At 64.9% G+C, this 17,269-nt stretch carries 16 protein-coding genes and 2 pseudogenes; 13 read left to right on the forward strand and 5 right to left on the reverse strand.

Annotated features, from left to right (window positions below; genetic code table 11):
• Window positions 1-2 precede the first annotated feature (2 nt).
• Complete coding sequence (locus tag J0L98_RS13065) at window positions 3-317, reverse strand: cytochrome C (protein ID WP_296404904.1); 315 nt, start codon at window positions 315-317, stop codon at window positions 3-5.
• Between the two features lie 272 nt (window positions 318-589).
• Between J0L98_RS13065 and soxC the strand changes: the two genes are divergently transcribed.
• The 9 genes from soxC to J0L98_RS13110 all read left to right on the forward strand — a co-directional run bounded on the left by soxC (window position 590) and on the right by J0L98_RS13110 (window position 8,614).
• Window positions 590-1,936 (forward strand): sulfite dehydrogenase, encoded by a 1,347-nt coding sequence (gene soxC / locus J0L98_RS13070; RefSeq protein ID WP_296412211.1) that lies wholly within the window; start codon window positions 590-592, stop codon window positions 1,934-1,936.
• Window positions 1,920-3,005 (forward strand): c-type cytochrome, encoded by a 1,086-nt coding sequence (locus J0L98_RS13075; RefSeq protein WP_296412212.1) that lies wholly within the window; start codon window positions 1,920-1,922, stop codon window positions 3,003-3,005. Before soxC ends, J0L98_RS13075 begins: the two co-directional genes overlap by 17 nt.
• Window positions 3,006-3,032: 27 nt before the next feature.
• Entirely contained in the window at window positions 3,033-3,500 is a 468-nt protein-coding gene (gene soxY / locus J0L98_RS13080) for a thiosulfate oxidation carrier protein SoxY (RefSeq protein ID WP_296412213.1), read from the forward strand.
• A gap of 36 nt (window positions 3,501-3,536) precedes the next feature.
• Window positions 3,537-3,848 (forward strand): thiosulfate oxidation carrier complex protein SoxZ, encoded by a 312-nt coding sequence (soxZ, locus tag J0L98_RS13085; RefSeq protein WP_296412214.1) that lies wholly within the window; start codon window positions 3,537-3,539, stop codon window positions 3,846-3,848.
• Between the two features lie 120 nt (window positions 3,849-3,968).
• On the forward strand, window positions 3,969-4,775 hold the full coding sequence (soxA, locus tag J0L98_RS13090; RefSeq protein ID WP_296412215.1) for a sulfur oxidation c-type cytochrome SoxA: 807 nt from the start codon (window positions 3,969-3,971) through the stop codon (window positions 4,773-4,775).
• A 13-nt stretch (window positions 4,776-4,788) separates the two neighbouring features.
• Window positions 4,789-5,424 carry a sulfur oxidation c-type cytochrome SoxX gene (gene soxX, locus J0L98_RS13095; protein ID WP_296412216.1) on the forward strand — a complete coding sequence of 212 codons (636 nt, stop codon included), beginning with the start codon at window positions 4,789-4,791 and terminating at the stop codon, window positions 5,422-5,424.
• Window positions 5,425-5,440: 16 nt separating this feature from the next.
• Window positions 5,441-7,165, forward strand: coding sequence for a thiosulfohydrolase SoxB (gene soxB / locus J0L98_RS13100; RefSeq protein ID WP_296412217.1), 1,725 nt, complete (start codon window positions 5,441-5,443; stop codon window positions 7,163-7,165).
• Between the two features lie 11 nt (window positions 7,166-7,176).
• Window positions 7,177-8,154: an MBL fold metallo-hydrolase gene (locus J0L98_RS13105; RefSeq protein ID WP_296412218.1), complete on the forward strand. Its 978-nt coding sequence runs from the start codon at window positions 7,177-7,179 to the stop codon at window positions 8,152-8,154.
• A gap of 4 nt (window positions 8,155-8,158) precedes the next feature.
• Window positions 8,159-8,614: a thioredoxin fold domain-containing protein gene (locus J0L98_RS13110; RefSeq protein ID WP_296412219.1), complete on the forward strand. Its 456-nt coding sequence runs from the start codon at window positions 8,159-8,161 to the stop codon at window positions 8,612-8,614.
• 15 nt (window positions 8,615-8,629) lie between these two features.
• On the opposite strand, the gene J0L98_RS13115 is transcribed toward J0L98_RS13110, so the two are convergent.
• Complete coding sequence (locus tag J0L98_RS13115) at window positions 8,630-8,929, reverse strand: cytochrome c (RefSeq protein ID WP_296412220.1); 300 nt, start codon at window positions 8,927-8,929, stop codon at window positions 8,630-8,632.
• A gap of 62 nt (window positions 8,930-8,991) precedes the next feature.
• Between J0L98_RS13115 and J0L98_RS13120 the strand changes: the two genes are divergently transcribed.
• Window positions 8,992-9,579: a rhodanese-like domain-containing protein gene (locus J0L98_RS13120; RefSeq protein ID WP_296412221.1), complete on the forward strand. Its 588-nt coding sequence runs from the start codon at window positions 8,992-8,994 to the stop codon at window positions 9,577-9,579.
• Between the two features lie 49 nt (window positions 9,580-9,628).
• Here the strand turns inward: J0L98_RS13120 and J0L98_RS13125 are convergent, their stop codons facing one another.
• The 3 genes and pseudogenes from J0L98_RS13125 to J0L98_RS13135 all read right to left on the reverse strand — a co-directional run bounded on the left by J0L98_RS13125 (window position 9,629) and on the right by J0L98_RS13135 (window position 12,335).
• On the reverse strand, window positions 9,629-10,549 hold the full coding sequence (locus tag J0L98_RS13125) for a virulence RhuM family protein (RefSeq protein WP_296412222.1): 921 nt from the start codon (window positions 10,547-10,549) through the stop codon (window positions 9,629-9,631).
• A 248-nt stretch (window positions 10,550-10,797) separates the two neighbouring features.
• Window positions 10,798-10,974: pseudogene (locus J0L98_RS21610) on the reverse strand (helix-turn-helix domain-containing protein); the annotation flags it as partial.
• A 344-nt stretch (window positions 10,975-11,318) separates the two neighbouring features.
• Window positions 11,319-12,335, reverse strand: a complete 1,017-nt coding sequence (locus J0L98_RS13135) for a LysR family transcriptional regulator (protein ID WP_296412224.1) — start codon at window positions 12,333-12,335, stop codon at window positions 11,319-11,321.
• A gap of 228 nt (window positions 12,336-12,563) precedes the next feature.
• Here J0L98_RS13135 and J0L98_RS13140 point away from each other — a divergent pair, with 228 nt between their 5' ends.
• From J0L98_RS13140 to J0L98_RS13150, 3 genes and pseudogenes are all read left to right on the forward strand, one after another.
• Window positions 12,564-13,787, forward strand: coding sequence for an efflux RND transporter periplasmic adaptor subunit (locus J0L98_RS13140; RefSeq protein ID WP_296412225.1), 1,224 nt, complete (start codon window positions 12,564-12,566; stop codon window positions 13,785-13,787).
• 10 nt (window positions 13,788-13,797) lie between these two features.
• Window positions 13,798-16,998, forward strand: a complete 3,201-nt coding sequence (locus J0L98_RS13145; RefSeq protein ID WP_296412226.1) for a multidrug efflux RND transporter permease subunit — start codon at window positions 13,798-13,800, stop codon at window positions 16,996-16,998.
• Window positions 16,999-17,002: 4 nt separating this feature from the next.
• A pseudogene (locus tag J0L98_RS13150) lies at window positions 17,003-17,269 on the forward strand (RND transporter); the annotation flags it as partial.

Here is a 17,269-nt window from a genome sequence, read left to right on the forward strand (position 1 = left end):
CTTCACTTGCGGGCGGCGAAGTAAGCCGCCACCAGCTCGAGTTGTGCCTCGGTATAGCCCTTGGAGATCTGATGCATGATCGTCGCCGGCTTGGCGCCCGAGCGGAAATCCATCAGTTTCTGCATGAGCTTGGCCTTGTCGGTACCCGCCAAGGCCTCGGCACCGGAACCGGCAACCGCCTTGCCGTCCGTACCGTGGCAGTTGGCGCAGGTGGCGGCCAGATTACGGGCCAGGTTGGGGTCGGCTTTTTCTTCGGCGTGCACGGCACCCATCGCACCGATCAGCCCCACGGCCAAAGTCCATCGAAGCAGCTTCATTGTCTCTCCTCCTTGATTCCGCCGAAGCGGTAAGCGATCAGTTTGCACTGCGTATTGTTCTCCGCAGCAACCTGCCGCAGCAAGCCGCCATGGCCGTCGAAACGCGGCCTATTTGATCCATGTCGTATTGCATCGCAACAATATTAGCAATTGACGATATTAGTGTATGGTTATAAATTGTTTTAGATCAAGGGGGGCGAGACCGGTCGACGGCACGCACAGACGATTCCTCCCGCGATTCCGACATCTGGAGACTGAGGGAGAGACAATTCATGGCCGACCAGCCAACCCAGAGGGGCCGGGTACGTCCCGCGCCCGAGAACTTTCTGACCGAGACGGACATCCTCGCGGTCAAGGAAGGCCGACGCGACTTTCTGCGCAACGCCCTGCTCACCGCCTCCGCCACCCTCGCCGGTGGTACTGCAGCCCGGGCGGCCGACGGGGATCCCAACATCCTCACCCTGCCCGCCTGGACCACCAGCCTCGGCCAGCCGGTCGCGGCGCGCCCCTACGGCCTGCCGTCCCAGTACGAAAAAGGGCTGCAGCGCCGCGAGTCCCCGGGGCTGACCCGGATGCCCCAGGTATCGGTGTCATTCGCGCCCCTGCAAGGGCTGTTCGGCATCATCACCCCCTCCGGCCTGCACTTCGAACGCCATCACCAGGGCTGGGTGGACATCGACCCTTCAAAGCACCGCCTGATGGTGCATGGCACCGACGACGGCTTCTTGAAGCAGCCCAAGGTCTACACGGTGGATGACATCCTGCGCCTGCCACCGGTGTCACGCATGCACTTTATCGAGTGCGGCGCCAACACCGGCATGGAGTGGGGCAACGTGGCCGTGCCCACCGTGCAGTACAGCCACGGCATGCTGTCCTGCTCAGAGTTCACCGGCGTTCCCCTGCGGCTGATCCTCGAAGACTGCGGTATCGACTGGAAGAAGGCGAAGTACGTCCTTGCCGAAGGCGCCGACGGCTCGTCGATGACCCGCACCATCCCCATCGAACTGGTTCAGTCCGACGAAGTCCTCGTCGCCTACGGCCAGAACGGTGAAATGCTCCGCCCCGAAAACGGCTACCCCCTGCGCCTCGTCGTACCCGGCGTCCAGGGTGTCAGCTGGGTCAAGTGGCTGCGTCGCATCGAGGTGGGCGACAAGCCCTGGGCCACCAAGGACGAGGCCATCCACTACATCGACCTCATGCCCGACGGCCAGCACCGTCAATACACCTCGGTGCAGGAATGCAAGTCGGTGATCACCACCCCGTCGGGTGGCCAGATCCTCCTCGACAAGGGCTTCTACAACATCTCCGGGCTGGCCTGGTCCGGGCGCGGCAAGATCAAGCGCGTGGATGTCTCGACCGATGGCGGCATCAACTGGCGCCCGGCCCGCATCGAAGGCCCGGTCAACTCCAAGTGCCTGACCCGCTTCAACATCGACTGGGTGTGGGACGGCAAACCCGCCATCCTCCAGTCCCGGGCCATGGACGAAACCGGCTACGTACAGCCCGGCTACGGCCAGCTACGGGCGGTCCGCGGCAGCAAGTCGATCTATCACAACAACGCCATCCAGTCCTGGAAGGTGACCGAAGGCGGGGAGGTGAGCAATGTCCAGGTTCTCTAAGGCCTCTCTGAGCGGTGCACTGGTGCTGGCCTTCGCCACCCTCGCAGGTGGTACTGCCTTGGCCGACGGAAAGTACAGTGGTGTCGGGCGTCCGGCCACCCGGGCCGAAATCCATGCCTGGGATATTGATGTTCGCCCCGACTTCAAGGGCCTGCGCCCGGGCAGTGGCAGCGTGGACCAGGGCCAGGAAGTATGGGAGGCCAAATGTGCCTCCTGCCACGGCAGCTTTGGCGAGTCCAACGAGGTGCACACCCCGCTGATCGGCGGCACCACCAAGGATGACATCAAGACAGGCCACGTGCTGTCCCTGGTCAAGGGCGACGCCCCCCAACGCAGCGCCATCATGAAGGTCGCCACGGTTTCCACCCTGTTCGACTACATCAACCGGGCCATGCCCCTCACCGCGCCCAAGTCCCTGAGCAACGACGAGGTGTACGGGCTGGTGGCCTATCTGCTCAACCTGGCGGAAATCGTGCCCGCCGACTTCGTACTGAACGAGAAGAACATCGCCGAGGCCCAGGCGCGCATGCCCAACCGCAACGGCATGAGCACCGACCACGGCATGTGGCCGGGCGCCCCTGCATCAAAGGGAGGCATCGGCAATGGCGGCAAGCCCGACGTGAAGAACACGGCCTGCATGAGCAACTGCAAGACCGAGGTGAAGGTGGCCTCGTTGCTGCCGGTCTATGCGGAAACCGCCCACGGCAACCTGGCCGAGCAGAACCGCGCGGTAGGCCCGGTGCGGGGTAAGGACACCAGTGGCAAGGCGGTCACCGTCGCCGCAGCCCCAGCCCCCCTGAGCGAGAACGCCGCGGCCGCCAAGCTCGCCAATGACAGCGGCTGCATGGCCTGTCACGGTGTGGCCAACAAGATCGTCGGCCCCGGCTACAACGAGGTGGTGGCCAAGTACAAGGGGCAGGCCGATGCCGAGGCGAAGCTCGTCGCCAAGGTCAAGGCCGGCGGTCAGGGCGTCTGGGGCGCAATCCCCATGCCGCCCCAGGGCCATCTCAAGGATGGGGACATCCGCAGCCTCGTCAAATGGATTCTGTCGGGCGCCAAGGCCCAGTAAATGCCGATCAACCTAGGAGAGAGACACATGAACATGCAACGCCGTGAAGCACTCAAGGCGGGTGGCGGGCTGGGCCTGTTCGGCCTGCTGGCCGCCGCCGGCCTGATCACCCCCAGCCAGGCCCGCGCCGAATGGAACAAGTCGGCCTTCGACGCCAAGACCATCGAGGAAACCCTCAAGGCCCTCGGCGCCACCGGCGCCCAGAACTCCACCGACATCCAGATCACCGCCCCAGACATCGCCGAGAACGGCGCCGTGGTGCCGGTGGGGGTGGTGTCGGCCCTGGCCGGCGTTGAGGCCATCGCCCTCCTCATCGAGAAGAACCCCAACCCGCTGGCGGCCAGCTTCATGCTGCCGGCCGGCACCGAAGCCTCGGTGCAAACCCGGGTCAAGATGGGCCAGACCTCCGACGTCATCGCCGTCGTCAAGGTGGGCGGCAAGTTCATCATGACCAAGAAGGAAATCAAGGTCACCCTCGGCGGCTGCGGCGGCTGAGCCCGGCAAGAACCCGATTCGGAAAAGGAATAGAAAATGGCAGATCCCATGAAGATTCGCGCCAGCGCGAAAGACGGCATCACCGAAGTGAAGGTGCTGATGAGCCACGAGATGGAAACCGGGCAACGCAAGGACTCCTCCGGCAACCTGGTCCCGGCCCATTTCATCACCGAGCTGTCGGCCGAGCACAACGGCAAGCAGGTGCTGGCGGCCCAGTTCGGCACCGCCGTGTCCAAGAACCCCTACCTGGCCTTCAAGTTCAAGGGCGGCGCCAAGGGCGACAAGCTGGCCGTAAGCTGGGTGGACAACAAGGGCGACAAGCGCACCGACGAGGTCGCCATCAACTGATCCGCAATCTCCGTCGCCACGGCCGATCCGGCCGGTGGCGACGGTGGCGCATCGCAGATGCAGCCCCATCATCAGACCGCCCCGAGGCGGCATTTCATACCCCACGAAGGAGGAAGATCGATGCGCGCAAGACTGCAGGCCGTCCTTGCGACGACCGCACTGGTTCTGGCCGGCTCGGCACTGGCCCAGGACTCGACCATGGACGAGATCGCCAAGTACCGGGAGATGCTGGCTGACGGCAACCCCGCCGAACTGTTCGAGCTGAAGGGAGAGGCCCTGTGGAAGAAGGCCCGTGGCCCGAAAAACGCCAGCCTTGAGCAATGCGACATGGGTCTCGGCCCAGGCAAACTCGACGGCGCCTACGCCCAACTGCCCCGCTATTTCCCCGACACCCGGAAGGTGATGGACGTGGAGTCCCGCCTCGTTCATTGCATGGTCAGCCTCCAGGGCTTCAAGGAGGAGGACGTCACCCGGCAGTGGTTCTCCCGCCCGGGCAAGGAATCCGACATCGAAGCGCTGGTCACCTACATCGGCGCCAAATCCAACGGCATGAAGATTGACGTGCCGGCACGTCATCCCGAAGAAGCCCGCATGGCCAAGGTGGGCGAGTACATCTTCTACCGCCGCAGCGGCCCGCAGGACTTCTCCTGCTCCATCTGTCACGGCCAGAACGACAAGCGCATCCGCCTGCAGGATCTGGGCAATCTCACCACCCAGGCTGGCGCGGGCGTCGCCATGTCCACCTGGCCCTCCTACCGGGTCTCCCAGGGCGCTGTGTGGACCATGCAGCGGCGCCTGATCGACTGCATGCGCCAGGCCCGCTGGCCCGAGCCCAAGTACCTGTCCGACTCGGTGATCGCCCTGCAGGTGTATCTGCAGAAGACCGCCAGCGGCACCGTCATGCAAACCCCCGGCATCAAGCGCTGAACGGAGAGCGACCATGAACTATCGCCTGATCGCCCTCGCGCTGATCACCTTTGCCCCCTTCCCGTCCCTGGCCCAGAGCAAGCCCGCTGGCGACATTGCGGCCCAGGCCGAGCAGATCTTCCGTAGCTCGTTCCGCGAAGACAACCCGAGCTACTGGATGAAACGGCTCGACCAGGATGACACCATGCGCCTGTGCAGCCAGTACAAGGACAACCCTCCCCCCCGGATCCGCCAGAAAATCGAGAAGGCCGAGATGGCCAGTGTCCGCTACCCGGTCGACGGCAAGCTCATCGGTGACTGGAAGGAAGGCGAGAAGCTTGCCGCCGTGGGTACAGGCGGTCATATCGGCTTCATCCAGCCCGACCCCCCGGGCCGGGTCCGCGGCGGCAACTGCTACGCCTGCCACCAGCTCGCCAAGAAGGAAGTGGCCTACGGAACCATCGGCCCCAGCCTCCAGCACTTCGGCAAGCTGCGGGGCAACTCCGAGCAGATCATCAAATACACCTACGACAAGATCTACAACTCCAACGCCTTCACCGCGTGCACCAACATGCCCCGCTTCGGGCTGCACAACTGGCTGACACCGGAGCAGATCACCCACATCGTCGCCTTCCTGGTCGATCCCGAATCGCCCGTGAACAAAGACTGACAACGGAGCCCAACGCATGTCCATGAACCGCCGGGATTTCCTCCAGGTGCTGGCCGTCGCCGCGGCCGGCGGCCTCAGCCTCCACAGCAACCCCTCCGAAGCGGCCAAGGCCGCCACTCGGATGTACGACCTGCCGCGCTTCGGCAACGTCAGCCTGCTGCACATGACCGACTGTCATGCCCAGTTGCTGCCCATCCATTTCCGCGAACCGGACGTCAACCTGGGTGTCGGCCCCATGGCCGGCCAGGTGCCGCACCTGGTGGGCGACAAGCTGCTGCGCCACTTCGGCATCCGCCCCGGCACGCCGGAGGCCCACGCCTTCACCTACCTGGATTTCGTCAAGGCTGCCAAAACCTACGGCAAGGTCGGCGGCTTCGCCCACCTGGCCACCCTCGTCAAGCAGCTCAAGGCCAGCCGCCCGGGTGCCCTGCTTCTCGACGGCGGTGACACCTGGCAGGGCTCCGGCCTGGCCCTGTGGACCAACGCCCAGGACATGGTGGACGCCTGCAAGGCCCTCACCGTGGACGTGATGACCCTGCACTGGGAAGCCACCTATGGCGAGGCCCGGGTCAAGGAGATCGAGGAGAAGGACTTCAAGGGCACCGTGGACATCGTTGCCCAGAACATCAAGACCGCCGACTTCGGCGACCCGGTGTTCAAGCCCTACGTGATCCGCAACATCAACGGCGTGGCAGTGGCCATCATCGGCCAGGCCTTCCCCTACACGCCCATCGCCAACCCCCGCTGGCAGGTGCCCAACTGGAGCTACGGCATCCAGGACGACAACCTGCAGAAGGTGGTGGACGAGGCCCGCGCCGCCGGCGCCCAGGCCGTGGTGGTGCTGTCCCACAACGGCATGGACGTGGACCTGAAGATGGCCAGCCGGGTGCGCGGTGTGGACGCCATCCTGGGCGGCCACACCCACGACGGCGTGCCCGCCCCCGTGATCGTCAAAAACGCCGGCGGCCAGACCCTGGTCACCAATGCCGGCTCCAACGGTAAATACCTGGGCGTGCTCGACCTGGAGGTGAAGAGCGGCAAGGTCACCGACTTCCGCTACAAGCTGCTGCCGGTGTTCGCCAACCTGATCCCCGCCGACCCGGCCATGGACGCGCTCATCAAGAAGATGCGCGCCCCCTACGAGGGCAAGCTGGCCGAGAAGCTCGCCGTCAGCGAAGGCCTGCTGTACCGCCGGGGCAACTTCAACGGCTCCTGGGATCAGCTCATCCTCGACGCCCTGCTGGCCGAAAAGAACGCCGAAATCGCCTTCTCCCCCGGCTTCCGCTGGGGCACCAGCCTGCTGCCCGGCGACACCATCCGCATGGAACATCTGCTCGACCAGACCGCCATCACCTACCCCTGGACCACGGTGACGATGATGACCGGCGAGCAGATCAAGACCGTGCTCGAAGACGTCTGCGACAACCTCTTCAACCCCGACCCCTACTACCAGCAGGGCGGCGACATGGTGCGGGTCGGCGGGCTTGAGTACGCCTGCGACCCGATGGGTCGCATGGGCGGCCGCATCTCCGACATGCGCCTGGGTGGCAAGCTGCTGGAGGCCGGCAAGACCTACAAGGTCGCCGGCTGGGCACCCGTATCGGAAGACGCCGCCAAAGCCGGCGGCGAAGCCGTGTGGGATCTGGTGGCCCGCTACCTCAAGGGACAGAAAGTGGTCCGCGCCCGTCCGCTCAATCTGCCGACCCTGAAGGGCATGGCAGGCAACCCCGGCATGGCTTGAGGAAGACGACGATGGCCCGCAGCAGACCCTCTCTCCCCTCCCGGCTGCACGCCATCGTCGCCCTCGCCGCCACCCTGCTGCTTTCGCTGGCACAGGCGGGCGATGCACTTGCCCAGGCCCTGCAGCCCATTCGCGTCTCCGAGCACGCCTGGTATGTTCTTGGCGACTCCGGCATGGCTTCGGGAGCCAATCAGGGCTTCAACAGCAATGCTGGTTTCGTCATCACCCGGGATAGCGTCATCGTCATCGACGCCCTCGGCACCCCGCCCCTGGGCGATGCCCTTCTCGCCGCCATCCGCAAGCTCAGCAGCAAGCCCGTGAAACGGGTCATCCTGACCCATTACCACGCCGATCATTTCTATGGCCTCGCGGCCTTCAAGGCGGTGGGCGCCGAAGTGTGGGCCCATGAGGCCGGCAAGGAGTACTTTGGCAGCGGTGAAGCCGCGGCCCGCCTTGCCCAGCGCCAGAAAGACCTGTTCCCCTGGGTGGATGAAAACACCCGCCTCATCCAGGCCGACCGCTGGCTCACCGGCGGCACCCGCTTCGAAGAGGGTGGCCTGCACTTTCGCATCGACATTCTCGGCCCGGCCCACGCCCCCGAAGACCTGGTGCTGACGGTGGAGGAGGACGGCGTGGTGTTCTGTGGCGACATCCTGTTTGCCGGCCGCATCCCCTTCGTCGGCAATGCCGACAGCAAACGCTGGCTGGCTGCCATCGACACCCTGGCTGCGCTCAAGCCGAAGGTGCTGGTCACGGGTCACGGCAGGCACTCGACTGACGCCGCGGCCGACCTCAAACTGACCCGCGACTACCTGCTCTACCTGCGCGAACAGATGGGCAAGGCGGTGGAAGAGATGGTGCCCTTTGAAGAGGCGTATGCCCGCACCGATTGGAGCCGCTTCAGCAAGGTGCCCGCCTTCGAGGCCGCCAACCGCATCAATGCCTACGGCAGCTACCTGACCCTGGAACGCGAATCCCTCGCTCGATAAGCCCATGAAGCTGCTCGCGCGCCTGGCCCTCCTTGCCGGCCTGCTGCTGGCGGGGGGCGTCGGCGTGCATGCCCGCGGCCCCCTGGAATCCAGCCTGCACGAGGCCGGTGGCAACCGGGCGGATCTGCTCTACGTGGTCCTCTTCAGCCTGCCCGACTGCCCCTATTGCGTAGCCGTCAGGGATGCCTACCTCCCTGCCTTGATTGACGACCCGCGCTTTCGGGGGCGGGTACGCATCCGCGAGGTGAGCATCAGCAGCCCGCGCCTGCTGACCGACTTCAACGGCGACAGGATCGCCCACACCGACCTGGCGCGTCGCTACAAGGTGAAGTTCGCGCCGACCGTACTCTTCCTGGATGCCCATGGTCAGCCCCGGGCCGATGCCCTGCTGGGCGGCGACAGCGTCGGGCTGTATGGCGGCTATCTGGAGAATCGGGTCATGCAGGGGCTGGCCCGATGAGCCCCCCGCGGCATTTCACTTGAAGTGGTAATAGCGATGATTCAGCCATGCCACCACATGCTCTTCGTCTTCGGGAAACCAGCCGGTCTTGAGCTGGCTACTGCAAAAGCTGACCTGAGCGCTGAGCTTGGCCTTGCTGGTCACCTTGCGGTCGCTGCGGGTGTACAGGGCCGACCCATCACCGCCCACCAGACGCTGATGGCAGGTCGCGCAGGCATGTTGCTTCACCATCTTCTCGCCGACCGCCGGATCACCGGCCCGGGCCAGCCCGGCAAGAAGCAAACCGGCCAGCAGGAAAAACGTTCTTGAATACATGATCAGCCTCGACAGGGGTTGGCACAAACAAATCATCTGGAGGAAGTATGAGACATTTTGCGATGGCTGCACTGCTGGCATTGAGCAGTCTCTCCCTGTCGCTCCCGGCCCTGGCCGAAGGCGTGGACGCCAGCACGCTGCCCGACTACAAGCGCTCCCGCCTGCAGCTCTATTTGACGCCCCAGGAGGCTTTCGAGATCCTCGGCAAGGAACCGGCCCGGACCCTCTTCCTCGACGTGCGCACCCGTGCCGAAGCAATGTATGTGGGCATGCCCACCCCCGCCGATGCACTGGTGCCCTATGTCGAACACCAGGAGATGATGACCGACTGGGACGAGCGCCGCCACATGTACCAGCTTGAGCCCAACAGCGACTTCATCCAGGAAGCCGAGATCCGTCTCAAGGAAAAGGGCCTCGGCAAGACCGACCGGGTCATCCTCATCTGTCGTTCCGGCGACCGCAGCGCCCGCGCCGCCGACCTGCTCGCCAACGCCGGCTTCACCCGCGTCTATAGCATCGCCGAGGGCTTCGAGGGCGACTCGGCCAAGGATGGACCCAAAGCCGGCCAGCGCATCGTCAACGGCTGGAAGAATGCCGGCCTGCCGTGGACCTACAAGCTGATGAAGGCGAAGATGTACTTTCCGCGCTGAAACGTCCCCTGGCAGGGCCATCGCACCCTTGAGTCCGTATTTCTGCGGATTAGCGCGCTTGCTCGGACCCATCACCACTGGCCTCGATTTGTTTGAGCACCCGGTCAAAGTCGCTCTCAAATAGCCGGTCCTGGACGATGCGGTATTTTTCGAACTCGCTCTCAGCATGCGCCTTGGCCATCTCGGCGCTGACCTTCCCTGCGTCTTGCAGAATGTCGCGATCAGTGAACTCGAGGAAGGCATCCAGCCGCTTGGCCCAGTCCTCCATGGTCATGGGAATCATGCGCTGCGCCCGTTCCTCGGCCAGGTCAAGATAGGCATTGACAATGCGGCCCAGGGACTCCATTTCTTCACGGCTCAGATAGTTTTTTGCGACCACTACGTCGTTCTTGAGAATCTTGCCGTCCGGTGCCTTCTCCCAACTGCTCAGCCCCATGTGAGGCTGAGTGGAATCCGCGCGGCGGACGATCAACTCCGCCGCTGTGTGACCATGTATCGCAAAGTGAAGTTTGTTCTGCACCTTTGCGAAGAATGCTTTGGTGGTGGGAGCATCACGGTTGTAGTCCATTGCCGTGGCATAGATGTCGGTGATCTTCTGGTAGAACTTGCGTTCTGAAAGCCGGATCTCACGAATCTCGGCAAGCAGGCGCTCAAAATAGTCCTCATTCAGAAAGGCTCCGTTCTCTAGCCGCTTCTTGTCCAGCACGAAGCCCTTGATCGCAAACTCCCGCAGCACGCCGGTAGCCCACTGGCGGAACTGCGTGGCACGCACCGAATTGACTCGGTAGCCCACCGAGATGATGGCATCAAGGCTGTAGAAATCGACGTTCCGCGCAACCTCACGGCTGCCCTCGGTTTGAACTGTCCGGAATTTCCGGAGCGTTGCCTCCCGCGCCAGCTCGCCGGATTCGAAGATATTTTTCAGGTGCTCGCTGACCGTGCGCACATCGACGGCAAACAGTTCGGCCATCAGTTTCTGGGTAAGCCAGACGGTCTGCTCCTCGTAGCGTGCCTCAATGCTCTTTTCACCCGCCTGACCGGTGAAAATCAGGAATTCGGCGGTGCTGTTGCGGATGAGTTTGCTACTCGCACTCATTTCTTGCCCGCCAAAGTGCGGAACTGGCTAACGGCGTCAATCGCCTGCTCAACCTCCAGCTTCGGGATGTTCGGCGCGCTGGGGTGTGAATATCGGCCATCTTTACCACCAACTTTTTCCGCCTCATCAGCGCCCCCGGCGCGCACCCATTCATCGACGTCAGAAACCTGAAATTTCCATAGCCGCCCAACCCTGTGCGCAGGCAGACCCTTGCGGTCGATCCAGCGGTAGATGGAATCGCGCGTGACACCCAGATGCTCAGCAATTTGATCCACAGAGACCCAGGGCTTAGCAGTCATGGCACGTCTCCGACAGCTTAGGTTTAAACAGCATAAAGTCGGCTTAAGTCGCAAGGAAAGTAAGTTATCAGCTAGGCGGATGAAAAACGAGCATCTGACGTCAAAGGCATTTTCGACTACATCAAACGCAATGCCACTCCGGCCGAGAAACCGCTCAAAGGTCTGCTCGACGAGATTGTTCTGCAAATCACGCACGCCAGAGCGTGAGGGTCAAGATCGCCATCGACATCCAGGCCGACCAGCGCATCGCCAATGGCTGCAAGAACGCCGGCCTGCCATGGACCTACAAGCTGGTGAAGGCAAAGATGTACCTTCCCCGCTGAGCGTCCGCCCCGCGGCCGGGCCTAACCCAGCCCGGCGAGCTGGTTCTCCTGCTCCAGCATCTCCCGCACGGTGTAGCTGGACGGACGCTCGGGATAGCGGCATTCGCCCGCCCTCACCCCCTCCCCATCGCTGCCATTGAGCAGCGGGCACTGGCTGAAAAGCTCGGCCACCCAGTCGGCAAATGCCCGCACCTTGGGTGACAGGTGACGGTTCTGGGGATAGAGCACGGACATGGGCAAGGGCGGCGATTTCCAGGCGGAAAGAATCTCCTTCAAGGCCCCGCTCTCCAGGTGGGGCAGCGCCATGAAGCGGGCGGGCTGAATCAGGCCGAAGCCTTGCAGTCCGCAGGCGTTGTAAGCATCGGCATCGTTCACCGCCACACGCCCGTTCATGCGGACTGGAACGCTGACACCGTCCACCATGAAGTCCCAGTCGAAATTGCGGCCACTGACGCTCGAAAAGTAATGCACCGCATGGTGGTGCTGGAGATCGTTCAGGGTCATGGGTTCCCCATGGCGCTCGAGATAGGCAGGCGCGGCACAAGTCACGAAGCTCAGGCTGCCGATGCGCCGCGCCACCAGGGTCGAGTCCACCAGTTCGCCGGCCCGGATCACGCAATCCACGGCCTCCTGCACCAGGTCCACCGGCCTGTCCCCGATGCCGATCACCAGCTCCACGTCCGGATAGCGCTCGTGAAACTGGCACAGGCGGGGGATCAGGATGTGCCGGCCGATGGGCCCGGCCACGTCCACCCGCAGCCGGCCCCGCGGTCGGCGGGCCGCATCCTGGAAGGCGGCTTCCGTTTCTTCCAGCTCTTTCATGATGCGCACGCAGCGCTCGTAGTAGGCCGCCCCGTCGGCGGTCAGGCTGACGCTTCGCGTGGTGCGGTTGAGCAGGCGCACCTTGAGCAGGTTCTCAAGCCCCTGGATTGTGGTCGTCACGGTGGCCCGGGGCAGGCTCAAGTTATCAGCCGCGCGGGTAAAGCTGCTGGCCTCCGCCACCCCCATGAACACCTTCATGGCCTGAAACCTGTCCATCTGCCCGCCTTTCCGTTGAGGCTTCAAAACGAAACCCTTCATCAATTATTAGCCCATGCCGAATAGTGAAGTCAATGAATAGATATTTATCCCGCCAAACCAAACAACCACAATTCACTGATCCAGGCTGCCCGCTCGCCCGCCGAACCGTCCATACCCGACGGACAGAGGCCCCCACCCCCAAGGCGCAGCCCGAGGCCCCGATTCCAAGAGAACAGAGAGGACACCATGAACACTCCCAGCCCCCGCGCCCTCCCCCGCCGCCGGCTCATCGTTGCGGCCGTGCTGGCCGGCTTCGTCATCACCACTGGCGGCATTGCCGCCTACACCGCCCATGCCGACAGCGCGGCGCCTTCCGTGAGCCAGACGACCCCGGCTACCCAGGTCGACACAGCCGAGGTGGTGCACCGCACCGTCACCGAATGGGCGGAGTTCTCCGGCCGCCTCGAAGCGGTGGACCGGGTCGAGATCCGCCCCCAGGTCTCCGGCATCCTCACCCAGGTGCATTTCAGGGATGGCACCGCCGTACGCAAGGGTGACGTGCTGTTTACCATCGACCCCCGCCCGTTTGCCGCCGAAGTGGCGCGGGCCGAAGCCCAGCTCGCCGCGTCCGAATCGCGGGTCGCCTACACTGCCTCCGACCTGGCCCGCTCCGAACGACTGATCGCCGACAATGCCGTGTCCCGCCGCGATCTGGAAGAGAAGCAGAACGCCGCCCGGGATGCCACGGCCGGCGTACAGGCGGCCCGCGCCGCCTTGCGCATCGCCCGCCTCAATCTGGAATACACCACCATCAAGGCCCCCATCGACGGACGCCTGTCCCGGGCCGAGGTCACCATCGGCAATCTGGTGAGCACGACCGGCGGCCCGGCCCTGACCACCCTGGTGTCGTCCGACCGCATCTACGCCGCCTTCGACGTGGATGAGCAGACCTTCCTCAAATCGGTGAACCCGGCACGCACGGCCAAGGGCACCAGCCTGCCCGTCCATCTGGGCCTCGCCGACAATGACGGATACAGCGCCCAGGGGCGCATCCACTCGGTGGACAACCGCCTCGACACCACCTCCGGCACCATCCGCGTGCGGGCGATTTTCGACAATCCGGAGGGTCGCCTGGTCCCCGGTCTGTATGCCCGCGTCCGGCTGGGCAGCGAGACCCCGCGGGAGGCTGTGCTGATCGACGACCGGGCTGTCGGCACCGACCAGGACAAGCGCTTCGTGCTGGTGGTGGGCGAAGGCAACCGCACGGCCTATCGGGAAGTCCGGCTGGGCAAGCTGCAGGAAGGATTGCGCGTCGTCGAGGACGGGCTCAAGCCGGGCGAGCGCATCGTGGTCAATGGCCTGCAGCGGGTCCGCCCGGGCGATCCGGTGACGCCCCACCCGGTGGCCATGGAGGGCAGCGCCCCTGTTGCCGCCGTGGCAGAGCCCCGTGCGCTGAAGACGCGCATCTGAGGGCCGCCCCATGAACATCTCCAAGTTCTTCATCGACCGCCCCATCTTTGCCGGGGTGCTGTCGGTCCTGATCCTGCTCGCCGGCCTGCTGTCGGTCTTCCAGTTGCCCATCGCCGAGTACCCGGAGGTGGTGCCGCCTTCGGTGGTGGTGCGCGCCCAGTTTCCCGGCGCCAACCCCAAGGTGATCGCCGAAACCGTGGCCGCGCCGCTGGAGGAGAGCATCAACGGCGTGGAGAACATGCTCTACATGCAGAGCCAGGCCAACAGCGACGGCAACCTGACCCTCACCGTGCATTTCCAGCTCGGCGTCGACCCGGACAAGGCCCAGCAGCTAGTGCAGAACCGGGTCTCCCAGGCCCTGCCGCGGCTGCCGGAGGACGTGCAGCGCCTGGGCGTGACCACCGCCAAGAGCACCCCCACCATCACCATGGTGGTACACCTCACCTCGCCGGACGACCGTTATGACATGACCTACCTGCGCAACTACGCGGTCCTTAACGTCAAGGACCGCCTGGCGCGCATCAAGGGCGTGGGCGAGGTGGGCCTGTTCGGCTCGGGCAACTACGCCATGCGGGTGTGGCTGGACCCAGGCAAGGTGGCCGAGCGCGGCCTCACCGCCAGCGAGGTGGTGAAGGCCATCCGCGAGCAGAACGTGCAGGTGGCCGCCGGCGTGATCGGCGCGCCGCCCAACGACCGCCACACGCCCCTGCAGCTCAACGTCAACGCCCAGGGCCGGCTGAAGGACGAAGCCGAGTTTGCCGGGATCATCCTCAAGACCGCCCCCGATGGCGGCGTCACCCGCCTGGGTGACGTGGCCCGCATCGAGCTGGCCGCCGCCGAATACGGGCTGCGCGCCCTGCTCGACAACAAGCCCGCCGTGGCCATCCCCATCTTCCAGACGCCGGGCGCCAACGCATTGAACATTTCGGAGCAGGTGCGCGAGACCATGGCTGAACTGGCCAAGGACTTTCCGCCCTCGGTGCAGTACAGCATCGTCTATGACCCGACCCAGTTCGTGCGGGCCAGCATCAAGGCGGTGATCACCACCCTGCTGGAGGCCATCGCCCTGGTGGTGCTGGTGGTGATCGTCTTCCTGCAGACCTGGCGCGCGTCCATCATCCCGCTGCTGGCGGTGCCGGTGTCCATCATCGGCACCTTCTCGCTGATGCTGGGTTTCGGCTACTCCATCAACGCCCTGTCCCTGTTCGGGATGGTGCTGGCCATCGGCATCGTGGTGGACGACGCCATCGTGGTCGTCGAGAACGTGGAGCGCAACATCGAGGCCGGCCTGTCGCCCCGGGAGGCCACCTACCGGGCCATGCGCGAAGTGTCCGGCCCGATCATCGCCATCGCCCTCACGCTGGTGGCGGTGTTCGTTCCCCTGGCCTTCATGACCGGCCTCACCGGCCAGTTCTACAAGCAGTTCGCCATGACCATCGCCATCTCCACGGTGATCTCGGCCTTCAACTCCCTGACTCTGTCGCCGGCCCTGGCCGCCCTGCTGCTCAAGGGCCACGACACGCCCCCCGACTGGCTCACGGTGCAGATGCAGCGCTGGTTCGGCGGCTTCTTCGCCCGCTTCAACCGCTTCTTCAATCGCAGCAGCGAGCGCTACGGGCGCGGCGTCACCGGTGTCATCAACCGCAAGGCCTCGGCCATGGGCGTGTACGCCGTGCTGCTCGGGCTGACCGTGGGCATCTCCTACCTGGTGCCCGGCGGCTTCGTGCCGGCCCAGGACAAGCAGTACCTGGTGAGCTTCACCCAACTGCCGGCCGGCGCCTCCCTGGACCGTACCGAGGCCGTCATCCGCCGCATGGGCGATATCGCCCTCAAGCAACCCGGCGTGGAGAGCGCCGTGGCCTTCCCCGGCCTGTCCATCAACGGCTTCACCAACAGCTCCAGTGCCGGCATCGTCTTCGTGACTCTCAAGCCCTTCGCCGAACGCAAGTCGCCCGAGCTGTCGGCAGGGGCCATCGCCGGCGCCCTCAACCAGCAGTACGCAGCCATCCAGGAGGCCTTCATCGCCGTCTTCCCTCCGCCGCCGGTGATGGGCCTGGGTACCGTGGGCGGCTTCAAGATGCAGATCGAGGACCGGGGCAGCCTCGGCTACGCCGAACTGGACAAGGCTGCCAAGGCCTTCATGGCCGCTGCCGCCAAGGCGCCTGAGCTCGGCCCGATGTTCTCCAGCTACCAGATCAATGTGCCCCAGCTGGACGTGGACCTGGACCGCACCAAGGCCAAGCAGCAGGGCGTGGCCGTCACCGACGTGTTCGACACCCTGCAGATCTACCTGGGCTCGCTGTACGTGAATGACTTCAACCGCTTCGGCCGGGTGTACCAGGTGCGCGCCCAGGCCGATGCCGACTTCCGTGCCCAGCCGGAGGACATCGGCCGCCTCAAGACCCGCAACGCCAATGGGGAGATGGTGCCCCTGGGCTCCCTGCTGCGGGTCACGCCCACCTACGGCCCGGAGATGGTGGTGCGCTACAACGGCTTCACCGCCGCCGACATCAACGGCGGCCCGGCGCCGGGCTTTTCCTCGGCCCAGGCCGAAGCGGCCGCCGAACGCATCGCCGCCGAGACCCTGCCCCGCGGCGTGAAGTTCGAATGGACCGACCTCACCTACCAGAAGATCCTGGCGGGCAACGCCGGCGTGTGGGTCTTTCCCATCAGCGTGCTGCTGGTCTTCCTGGTGCTGGCCGCCCAGTACGAGAGCCTGACCCTGCCCCTGGCAGTGATCCTGATCGTGCCCATGAGCATCCTCGCCGCCCTCAGCGGCGTATGGCTAACCGGGGGCGACAACAACATCTTCACCCAGATCGGGCTGATGGTGCTGGTGGGGCTGGCGTGCAAGAACGCCATCCTGATCGTCGAGTTCGCCCGGGAGCTGGAGCTGCAGGGCCACAGCCCGCGGCAGGCCGCCATCGACGCCAGCCGCCTGCGCCTGCGCCCCATCCTGATGACCTCCATCGCCTTCATCATGGGCGTGGTGCCGCTGGTCACCTCCACCGGCGCCGGCGCCGAGATGCGCCACGCCATGGGCATCGCAGTGTTCTTCGGCATGTTGGGCGTGACCCTGTTCGGGCTGTTCCTGACGCCGGTGTTCTACGTGCTGCTGCGTACCCTGGACAAGCGCCACCCCCTCCACTCGGCCGCCGCCCACGAAGCGCCGCTGGTGGCCCCCGTCCATGCCCATGCCGGCCAGGAGTAAGACGATGAAGCTGCAAACCCTTCCCCTGCCCCGCCCCGCCATTGGTCTGCTGGCCAGCCTGCTGCTTCTGGCGGGCTGCTCGGTGGCACCCGTCTACGACAAACCGGGCATTGCCACCCCGGCCGCCTTCAAGGAGGCGGCCCCGGTCGACACCAACTGGAAGCCCGCCGAACCCGCCGACAGCGCCGCCCGGGGCGAGTGGTGGCAGGTCTTCGGCGACCCTGTCCTCGACCGTCTGGAGCGGGACGCCATCGCCGCCAATCCGGACCTG

The sequence above is a fragment of the Zoogloea sp. genome (assembly GCF_017302315.1).
Taxonomy (GTDB): domain Bacteria; phylum Pseudomonadota; class Gammaproteobacteria; order Burkholderiales; family Rhodocyclaceae; genus Zoogloea.

What these genes read in the sequence shown, in the direction of transcription:
- J0L98_RS13065 (WP_296404904.1), bottom strand. Translation starts at nt 317, where the DNA reads ATGAAGCTGCTTCGATGGACTTTGGCCGTGGGGCTGATCGGTGCGATG.
- soxC (WP_296412211.1), top strand. Translation starts at nt 590, where the DNA reads ATGGCCGACCAGCCAACCCAGAGGGGCCGGGTACGTCCCGCGCCCGAG.
- J0L98_RS13075 (WP_296412212.1), top strand. Translation starts at nt 1,920, where the DNA reads ATGTCCAGGTTCTCTAAGGCCTCTCTGAGCGGTGCACTGGTGCTGGCC.
- soxY (WP_296412213.1), top strand. Translation starts at nt 3,033, where the DNA reads ATGAACATGCAACGCCGTGAAGCACTCAAGGCGGGTGGCGGGCTGGGC.
- soxZ (WP_296412214.1), top strand. Translation starts at nt 3,537, where the DNA reads ATGGCAGATCCCATGAAGATTCGCGCCAGCGCGAAAGACGGCATCACC.
- soxA (WP_296412215.1), top strand. Translation starts at nt 3,969, where the DNA reads ATGCGCGCAAGACTGCAGGCCGTCCTTGCGACGACCGCACTGGTTCTG.
- soxX (WP_296412216.1), top strand. Translation starts at nt 4,789, where the DNA reads ATGAACTATCGCCTGATCGCCCTCGCGCTGATCACCTTTGCCCCCTTC.
- soxB (WP_296412217.1), top strand. Translation starts at nt 5,441, where the DNA reads ATGTCCATGAACCGCCGGGATTTCCTCCAGGTGCTGGCCGTCGCCGCG.
- J0L98_RS13105 (WP_296412218.1), top strand. Translation starts at nt 7,177, where the DNA reads ATGGCCCGCAGCAGACCCTCTCTCCCCTCCCGGCTGCACGCCATCGTC.
- J0L98_RS13110 (WP_296412219.1), top strand. Translation starts at nt 8,159, where the DNA reads ATGAAGCTGCTCGCGCGCCTGGCCCTCCTTGCCGGCCTGCTGCTGGCG.
- J0L98_RS13115 (WP_296412220.1), bottom strand. Translation starts at nt 8,929, where the DNA reads ATGTATTCAAGAACGTTTTTCCTGCTGGCCGGTTTGCTTCTTGCCGGG.
- J0L98_RS13120 (WP_296412221.1), top strand. Translation starts at nt 8,992, where the DNA reads ATGGCTGCACTGCTGGCATTGAGCAGTCTCTCCCTGTCGCTCCCGGCC.
- J0L98_RS13125 (WP_296412222.1), bottom strand. Translation starts at nt 10,549, where the DNA reads ATGGCCGAACTGTTTGCCGTCGATGTGCGCACGGTCAGCGAGCACCTG.
- J0L98_RS13135 (WP_296412224.1), bottom strand. Translation starts at nt 12,335, where the DNA reads ATGGACAGGTTTCAGGCCATGAAGGTGTTCATGGGGGTGGCGGAGGCC.
- J0L98_RS13140 (WP_296412225.1), top strand. Translation starts at nt 12,564, where the DNA reads ATGAACACTCCCAGCCCCCGCGCCCTCCCCCGCCGCCGGCTCATCGTT.
- J0L98_RS13145 (WP_296412226.1), top strand. Translation starts at nt 13,798, where the DNA reads ATGAACATCTCCAAGTTCTTCATCGACCGCCCCATCTTTGCCGGGGTG.